The sequence below is a fragment of the Geodermatophilus maliterrae genome, assembly GCF_041018925.1.
GTDB lineage: Bacteria > Actinomycetota > Actinomycetes > Mycobacteriales > Geodermatophilaceae > Geodermatophilus > Geodermatophilus maliterrae.
Genome location: NZ_JBFNXQ010000159.1, coordinates 1 through 7417 on the forward strand (window position 1 = coordinate 1; position 7417 = coordinate 7417).

Here is a 7417-nt window from a genome sequence, read left to right on the forward strand (position 1 = left end):
CGCGCCGTGCTGCTGGTCGGGCTGGTGCTGCTGCTGGCGCTGACCCTCGCGGGCCCGGTGCGGCAGTGGCTGGAGGGCCGGGCCGAGCTGGCCCGGCTCGCGGCCGAGGGCACCGCCTACGACGCGCGGATCGCCGAGCTGGAGGCCGAGCTGGAGCGCCAGGCCGACCCGGCCTGGACCGCCCGGCAGGCCCGCGAGCGGCTGGCCTACGTGCTGCCCGGTGACCGGCTGGTCCTGGTCATCGACGGCGAGGCGGCCGAGGGCGACGCCGGCACGCTGCCCGACGTCCCCGACACCGCGCACCCCTGGTACGACGAGCTGCTGGGGTCGGTGGCCGAGGCCGACGACGCCGGCGCGGGAGCGGGGGAGTGACCGCGCCGGGGGAGCGCGTACGCGAGCCGGTGACGCCGGAGGAGCACGAGCTCGTCGCCCGCCAGCTCGGCCGGCCCCCGCGGGCGGTGCGGGCGGTGGCGCACCGGTGCCCCTGCGGCCAGCCCGACGTCGTGCAGACCTCCCCGTGGCTGGAGGACGGCACCCCGTTCCCGACGCTGTACTACCTGACCTGCCCGCGCGCGACCGCCGCTGCGAGCCGGTTGGAGTCCACCGGCCGGATGCGCGAGTGGCAGGACGCCCTGGGCACCGACGCCGAGCTCGCGGCGGGGTACCGGGCCGCGCACGAGGCCTACCTGGCCGAGCGGGACGCCCTCGGTGAGCTGCCCACCCGCGCCACCGCCGGTGGCATGCCCGACCGGGTCAAGTGCCTGCACGCCCTGGCCGGGCACGCGCTGGCCGCCGGCCCGGGCGTCAACCCGGTCGGCGACCGCGCGGTGGCCGAGATGGGCGAGTGGTGGGCCGCCGGGCCGTGCGCGCTCCGCGAGGAGGGTCAGTGACCCGCGTCGCGGCCGTCGACTGCGGCACCAACTCCATCCGCCTGCTGGTCGCCGACGTCCCCGCCGAGGGCGCGCACACCGACCTGCTGCGCCGCATGGAGGTCGTCCGGCTCGGCCAGGGCGTCGACGCCACCGGCCGGCTGGCGCACGAGGCGATCGAGCGCACCCGCCGGGTGCTGGCCGAGTACGCCGCGCAGGCCCGCGACCTCGGGGCCACCGCGGTGCGGATGGTGGCCACCAGCGCCACCCGCGACGCGGCCAACCGGGCCGACTTCGAGGCGATGGTGCACCAGACCCTGGGCCAGCTGCCCGACGTCGTGGCGGGCGACGAGGAGGCCCGGCTGTCCTACCTGGGGGCCACCGCCTCCCTCGCCGCCGCGGCCGCCGCGCACGGCGGCCCGCCGCCCCGCCCGCCGTACCTGGTGGTCGACATCGGCGGCGGCTCGACGGAGTTCGTCCTCGGTGACGCCGAAGGGGTGCGTGCCGCCCGCTCGGTGGACGTCGGATGCGTGCGGCTGACCGAGCGGCACCTGCACGGCGACCCGCCGGACGCCGATCAGATCCAGCGCGCCGAGGCCGACATCCGGGCCGCCCTGACCGACGTCGCCGCCACGGTGCCGGTCGGCGAGGCCGCCACGCTGGTCGGCCTGGCCGGGTCGGTGACCACGGTCGCCGCGCTGGCGCTGCGGCTGCCCGCCTACGACCCGGTGGCCATCCACGGCTCGCGCATCCCGGTGGGCGCCGTCCGCTCGGTCACCGCCGGGCTGCTCACCGCCACCCGCGAGCGGCGGGCGGCCGCACCGGTGATGCACCCGGGCCGGGTCGACGTCATCGGCGCCGGCGCGCTGGTGCTGCGGGTGGTCATGGACGCGCTGGCGCTCGACGAGGTCGTCGTCAGCGAGCACGACATCCTCGACGGCATCGCGCTGCGCCTGGCGCGCGGGTGAGGCCCCGCGCCGTCAGGGGCCCTCGTTGAGGCCGGGGGGCAGCTTGCCGGTCAGCGACTGGTAGGCGGCCGCGGCCCCGCGGGCGGCCACCAGCCGGCCGGCGGCGACCACGACCCCGGAGAACGCGGCCCAGGCCAGCGCCTCCGGCCAGGTCACCCCGGGCGCCGCCGGGTTCTTCGGCGGGGTGGTGCCGCGGGCGGCGTACCAGGCTGCGTCGGTGAGCTTGCGGGCGGCGATCCCCGCCGGGATCGCGAGCCCCGAGCCGAGCAGCTTCCACGTCAGCGGCGCCTTCTCCTTGCGGGCCATGCGCTGATCATGCCGTCCCGCCCCCGGCCGCGTGCGACCCGGCCCGGGTGGTCCACTGGGCGGCATGGAGGACGCTGCTGCCCCCCGCCACTCCCGAGCGCCCGGCGGGACCCTGCAGCGGGGCCGCGGGGACGCGCAGGGGTTCCCGGTCACCCGCACCGCCGCCGGCGTCGCCCGGTCCGCCCGCGCCGCCCGCGACCTCGCCGTCCTCGACGCCCGGGTGTCGGGCTGCCGCGCCTGCCCGCGGCTGGTGTCCTGGCGCGAGGAGGTCGCGCGGGTCAGACGGGCGTCCTTCCGCGACCAGGACTACTGGGGCCGCCCGGTGCCCGGCCTCGGCCCGGCCGACGCCCGCATCGCCGTCGTCGGGCTGGCGCCGGCCGCCCACGGCGGGAACCGGACCGGGCGGGTCTTCACCGGCGACCGCAGCGGCGACTGGATCTTCGCCGCGCTGTGGCGGGCGGGGCTGGCCAGCCAGCCGACGTCCACGCACGTCGGGGACGGACTCGAGCTGACCGGCGTCCGGGTGGCCGCGGCGGTCCGCTGCGCGCCCCCGGACAACGCCCCGACCCCCGCCGAGCGCGACACCTGCAACCCGTGGCTGGCGCGGGAGCTGGCGCTGCTGCCCCGGCTGCGGGTGGTCGTCGTCCTCGGCGGGTTCGGCTGGACGGCGATGTGGCCGGTGCTCGCCGGCGCCGGCTACGCACTGCCCCGCCCGCGCCCGGCGTTCGGCCACGGCGCCGAGGTGACGCTGAGCGGGCCGCGGGGGGAGCTGACCGTGCTGGGCAGCTACCACGTCAGCCAGCAGAACACCTTCACCGGCCGGCTGACCGAGCCGATGCTCGACGCCGTCCTCTCCCGCGCCACGGAGCTCGCCGCCGGGGAAGCGGGGCAGCCGGGCTCCGGCCACCCTGTCGGCGGGGGCCCGCGCCCCTAGGCTGGGCCCATGTCTCGTCCGGGTCCCGCGTCCCGTCCGGTGGTGCTCGTGGTCGGCGGTGGCTACGTCGGCCTCTACACGGCGCTGCGGCTGCAGAAGAAGCTGTCCCGCGGGCGGGCGGAGATCGTCGTCGTCGACCCGCAACCCCACATGACCTACCAGCCGTTCCTGCCCGAGGCGGCGGCCGGTTCGGTGGAGCCGCGGCACGTCGTCGTCCCGCTGCGGCGCACGCTCGACCGCTGCCGGGTGGTGACCGGGGCGGTGGACTCGATCTCCCACGCCGACAAGCGCGCCCGCATCGTCCCGGCCGAGGGGCACCCCTACGAGCTCTCCTACGACGTCCTGGTGATGGCGGCGGGCTCGGTGGCGCGCACGCTGCCCATCCCCGGCCTGGCCGAGCACGGCATCGGCTTCAAGACCGTCGGCGAGGCCATCTACCTGCGCAACCACGTGCTCGCCCGGCTCGACGCCGCGGCCTCCACCGACGACCCCGAGGTCCGCACCCGCGCGCTCACGTTCACCTTCGTCGGCGGCGGCTACGCCGGCATCGAGGCCTTCGCCGAGCTCGAGGACATGGCCCGGTACGCCGTCGAGCACTACTACCCGCGGCTGTCGACCGGCGACATGCGCTGGGTGCTGGTCGAGGCGACCGGCCGCATCCTGCCCGAGGTCGACCTGGACATGGCCGCCTGGACGGTCAAGCAGCTCACCGCCCGCGGCATGGACGTGCGGCTCAACACCCGACTGGAGTCCGTGTCCGACGAGGGCGTGGTCCGGCTCAGCGACGGGGAGGAGTTCGCCAGCGACACCCTCGTGTGGACGGCGGGCACCAAGCCCAACCCCCTGCTGACCTCGACCGACCTGCCCCTCGACGAACGCGGCCGGGTCCGGTGCGAGCCGACGCTGCAGGTCAGCGGCACCGAGGACGCCTGGGCCGCCGGCGACCTGGCCGCCGTCCCCGACATCACCAAGGAGCAGCCCGGCGCCACCACCGCCCCCAACGCCCAGCACGCCGTCCGGCAGGCCAAGCGGCTGGCCGACAACGTCGTCGCCGTCCTGCGCGGTGAGCAGCCGCAGGCCTACCGGCACGAGTACGCCGGCTCGGTGGCCAGCCTGGGGCTGCACAAGGGCGTCGCGCAGGTCTACGGCGTCAAGCTCAAGGGCTGGCCGGCCTGGTTCATGCACCGCACCTACCACGTCAGCCGCGTGCCCACGTTCAACCGCAAGGCGCGGGTGGTCGCCGACTGGACCCTGGCGTCGGTGTTCCGCCGCGAGGTCATCGCGCTGGGCCAGCTGCAGGACCCGAGGCGCGAGTTCGTCACGGCCGCGGGCGCCGGCGGCACCGGGCAGCTGCCCGCCCCGACGGCGGCCGACCGCGCCCAGGCCCGCTGACCTCCCCGCCGGGGCCCGCGCGGCGCCGGCGCGCCCCCGTGGCCCAACCGGCAGAGGCAGGCCCCTTAAAAGGGTCGCAGTGTGGGTTCGAGTCCCACCGGGGGCACCTCCCGGGCCGTCAGGAGCGGTGCACGCGGCCCGCGAACCCGTCGCAGGAGAGACCCGCTCCTCCGTGTGGGCGGCGTCACCGTCAGCGTGGACTCACCCGGCTGGGGTACGAGGCTCCTTGCGGAACGCGCAGGCCACCTGTGGCGTTGTAGGGACCGAGTGGGGTGCGCGACGGCAGCCCACGGACCGACCAGTCACCTCGAGGAGATGACGATGCCCAGCCACAACCCGGTCTTCGGCCGGGGCTTCGCCAACGCCGCGCCCGGCGGTGGTCAGCAGCAGTACGGTCAGCAGCAGTACGGCCAGCAGGGCTACGGCGCTCCCGGCTACGGCCAGCCGTACGGCCAGCAGGGCTACGGCGCCCCAGGCTACGGCCAGCAGTACGGCCAGCCGTACGCCCAGCCGGGCTACGGCGCGCCGCAGGGCTACGGTGCCCCGGCTCCCGCCGGCCAGCCGTTCAGCCCGCCGGCCACCCGGTACATGACCATGGACGACGTCGTCCAGAAGACGGGTCTGTCGTTCCTGGTGACCGTCCTCGCGGCGGCCGTCGTCTGGGCGCTGCCCGGTCAGGCCGCCTGGGGTCTGGCGCTGCCCGCGGTGCTCGTGGCCTTCGTCCTGGGCCTGGTGATCGCCTTCAAGCAGATCGCCAACCCGGCGGCGACCCTGGCCTACGGCGCGCTCTACGGTGTCGCCCTCGGCGCCATCAGCGAGGCCTTCAACTCGATCTACCCGGGGATCGTCGTCCAGGCGATCATCGGCACCTTCGGTGTCTTCGCCGGGATGCTCGTGGTCTACAAGACCGGCGCCATCCGGGTCACCCCCAAGCTGACCCGCTGGATCGTGGGCGCGCTGTTCGGCGTCCTGGCCCTGGTCCTGGTCAACCTGGTGGTCAGCTTCTTCGTCCCCGGCGGCCTGGGCCTGCGTGACGGCGGCCCGCTGGCCATCGTCTTCAGCCTCGTCGTGATCGGTGTGGCGGCGTTCTCGCTGCTGCTCGACTTCGACATGGCCGACGAGGCCATCCGCCGTGGCGCCCCGGCCAAGTTCGCCTGGTACATCGCCTTCGGCCTGCTGGTCACGGTCGTCTGGCTGTACCTGGAGATCCTGCGGCTGCTGTCCTACTTCCAGGACAACTGAGCACGGACCCCGCTGCCCCACGCTCGGCGCGAGAGGCAGCGGGGCCAGCAGCACGGACAGTGGCCCGGTCCCCGTCAGGGGCCGGGCCACTGTCGTTCCCGGGCCCGGACGGGGCCCGCGGACGTCGGCGGCCCGGTCTCCCAGCAGGGGGACCGGGCCGCCGTCGTGTGCGGGGCTCAGCTCAGGAGAGGCGCTCCAGGACCATGGCCATGCCCATGCCACCACCGACGCACATGGTCTCCAGGCCGAAGGTCACGTCCTTGGTCTGCAGGCCGTTGAGCAGCGTGCCGGTGATGCGGGCGCCGGTCATGCCGAACGGGTGGCCCACGGCGATGGCGCCGCCGTGCACGTTGAGCTTGTCGATGTCGATGCCCAGGTCCCGGTAGCTCGGGATGACCTGCGCGGCGAAGGCCTCGTTGATCTCCACCAGGTCGATGTCGCCGATGCTCATGCCCGCCCGCTGCAGGGCCAGCCGCGAGGCGTCGACGGGGCCGTAGCCCATGATCTCCGGCGAGAGGCCGGTGACCGCGGTGGAGACGATGCGCGCCAGCGGGGTCAGGCCGAGGTCGCGGGCCTTGGTGTCGCTCATGACGACCACCGCGGCGGCGCCGTCGTTGAGCGGGCAGGCGTTGCCCGCGGTCACCCGGCCGTCGGGGCGGAAGACCGGCTTGAGGCCGGAGATGCCCTCCAGGGTGGTGCCGGCGCGCGGGCCGTCGTCCTTGCTGACGACGGTGCCGTCGGGCGTGGTGACCGGGGTGATCTCCCGCTCCCAGAAGCCCTCGTCGATCGCCTTCTCCGCCAGGTTCTGGCTGCGGACGGCGAACTCGTCCATCTCCTGGCGGGAGACGTCCTTGAGCAGCGCGAGGTTCTCGGCGGTCTGCCCCATGGCGATGTAGATGTCCGGGACGTCGCCGCTCTGGCGCGGGTCGGTCCAGGAGTCCGCGCCGCTCTCGGCGGTCTTGGTCACCCGGGCCTGGGCGTCGGCGAACGCCGGGTTCTGGGTGTCGGGCAGCGAGTCGCTGTTGCCCTTGACGAAGCGGGACACCATCTCCACGCCGGCGGAGATGAAGACGTCGCCCTCGCCGGCCTTGATGGCGTGCATGGCCATGCGGGTGGTCTGCAGCGACGAGGAGCAGTAGCGGGTGATCGTGGCGCCCGGCAGGTGGTCCATGCCGAGCAGGACGCTCACCACCCGGCCCATGTTGTGGCCCTGCTCGCCGCCGGGCAGGCCGCAGCCCAGCACCAGGTCGTCGATGTCGGCCGGGTCCAGCGCGGGCACCTTGTCCAGCGCGGCGCGGACGATGGTCGCGGTCAGGTCGTCGGGGCGCAGGTCCTTGAGCGACCCCTTGAACGCCCGCCCGATGGGCGAACGCGCGGTCGCGACGATGACTGCTTCGGGCATGGGGTCCTCCACGATGAGGCGGGCCCGGCCGGGGGTGCCGGGTGTCGGGTCACCCGGGAAACTACCCCCGGGTAGGCAGCCGGACGCGGGCAGAACGCCGTTCGGTTCGCCGACTGTGGCGCGGCTCACGCGGCGCCGTCCACCCTCCGGGGTCCCGCGCCGAGCCTGGGGAGGACGGGGCCCTTCCACGGCGGGGCAGTGAGGTCCTCCCTCAGCCGACCGGCAGCTCCGTGGCGGGGACCTCGTCCGGCGTCGGCAGCTCGGTCGGGCGGCGGCGCAGCAGCCGCGCCCAGGTGCCCAGCGG

At 75.4% G+C, this 7417-nt stretch carries 8 protein-coding genes and 1 tRNA gene; 7 read left to right on the forward strand and 2 right to left on the reverse strand.

Annotation, left to right across the window (positions count from 1 at the left end):
* From ABQ292_RS25560 to ABQ292_RS25570, 3 genes are all read left to right on the forward strand, one after another.
* Nucleotides 1-372 (forward strand): FtsB family cell division protein (locus ABQ292_RS25560; protein ID WP_369210514.1); only part of this gene is annotated, 372 nt, incomplete at its 5' end.
* Nucleotides 369-890, forward strand: coding sequence for a DUF501 domain-containing protein (locus ABQ292_RS25565; RefSeq protein WP_369210515.1), 522 nt, complete (start codon nucleotides 369-371; stop codon nucleotides 888-890). The genes ABQ292_RS25560 and ABQ292_RS25565, both read left to right, overlap by 4 nt.
* A complete protein-coding gene (locus ABQ292_RS25570) occupies nucleotides 887-1837 on the forward strand; it encodes a Ppx/GppA phosphatase family protein (protein ID WP_369210516.1) in 951 nt (316 codons plus the stop codon). The genes ABQ292_RS25565 and ABQ292_RS25570 overlap by 4 nt, the downstream gene beginning before the upstream one ends.
* A gap of 12 nt (nucleotides 1838-1849) precedes the next feature.
* On the opposite strand, the gene ABQ292_RS25575 is transcribed toward ABQ292_RS25570, so the two are convergent.
* A complete protein-coding gene (locus ABQ292_RS25575; protein WP_369210517.1) occupies nucleotides 1850-2143 on the reverse strand; it encodes a DUF4235 domain-containing protein in 294 nt (97 codons plus the stop codon).
* A gap of 64 nt (nucleotides 2144-2207) precedes the next feature.
* Here ABQ292_RS25575 and ABQ292_RS25580 point away from each other — a divergent pair, with 64 nt between their 5' ends.
* The 4 genes from ABQ292_RS25580 (at nucleotide 2208) to ABQ292_RS25595 (ending at nucleotide 5711) form a co-directional block, all read left to right on the forward strand.
* Complete coding sequence (locus tag ABQ292_RS25580; protein ID WP_369210518.1) at nucleotides 2208-3077, forward strand: uracil-DNA glycosylase; 870 nt, start codon at nucleotides 2208-2210, stop codon at nucleotides 3075-3077.
* 9 nt (nucleotides 3078-3086) lie between these two features.
* Complete coding sequence (locus ABQ292_RS25585) at nucleotides 3087-4469, forward strand: NAD(P)/FAD-dependent oxidoreductase (RefSeq protein ID WP_369210519.1); 1383 nt, start codon at nucleotides 3087-3089, stop codon at nucleotides 4467-4469.
* 32 nt (nucleotides 4470-4501) lie between these two features.
* Nucleotides 4502-4575 (forward strand) — tRNA-Leu (locus ABQ292_RS25590).
* Between the two features lie 215 nt (nucleotides 4576-4790).
* Nucleotides 4791-5711, forward strand: coding sequence for a Bax inhibitor-1/YccA family membrane protein (locus tag ABQ292_RS25595; RefSeq protein ID WP_369210520.1), 921 nt, complete (start codon nucleotides 4791-4793; stop codon nucleotides 5709-5711).
* Between the two features lie 181 nt (nucleotides 5712-5892).
* Here the strand turns inward: ABQ292_RS25595 and ABQ292_RS25600 are convergent, their stop codons facing one another.
* Nucleotides 5893-7113 (reverse strand): acetyl-CoA C-acetyltransferase, encoded by a 1221-nt coding sequence (locus ABQ292_RS25600; RefSeq protein ID WP_369210521.1) that lies wholly within the window; start codon nucleotides 7111-7113, stop codon nucleotides 5893-5895.
* Between the last annotated feature and the right edge of the window lie 304 nt (nucleotides 7114-7417).

What these genes read in the sequence shown, in the direction of transcription:
- ABQ292_RS25575 (WP_369210517.1), bottom strand. Translation starts at nt 2,143, where the DNA reads ATGGCCCGCAAGGAGAAGGCGCCGCTGACGTGGAAGCTGCTCGGCTCG.
- ABQ292_RS25580 (WP_369210518.1), top strand. Translation starts at nt 2,208, where the DNA reads ATGGAGGACGCTGCTGCCCCCCGCCACTCCCGAGCGCCCGGCGGGACC.
- ABQ292_RS25585 (WP_369210519.1), top strand. Translation starts at nt 3,087, where the DNA reads ATGTCTCGTCCGGGTCCCGCGTCCCGTCCGGTGGTGCTCGTGGTCGGC.
- ABQ292_RS25595 (WP_369210520.1), top strand. Translation starts at nt 4,791, where the DNA reads ATGCCCAGCCACAACCCGGTCTTCGGCCGGGGCTTCGCCAACGCCGCG.
- ABQ292_RS25600 (WP_369210521.1), bottom strand. Translation starts at nt 7,113, where the DNA reads ATGCCCGAAGCAGTCATCGTCGCGACCGCGCGTTCGCCCATCGGGCGG.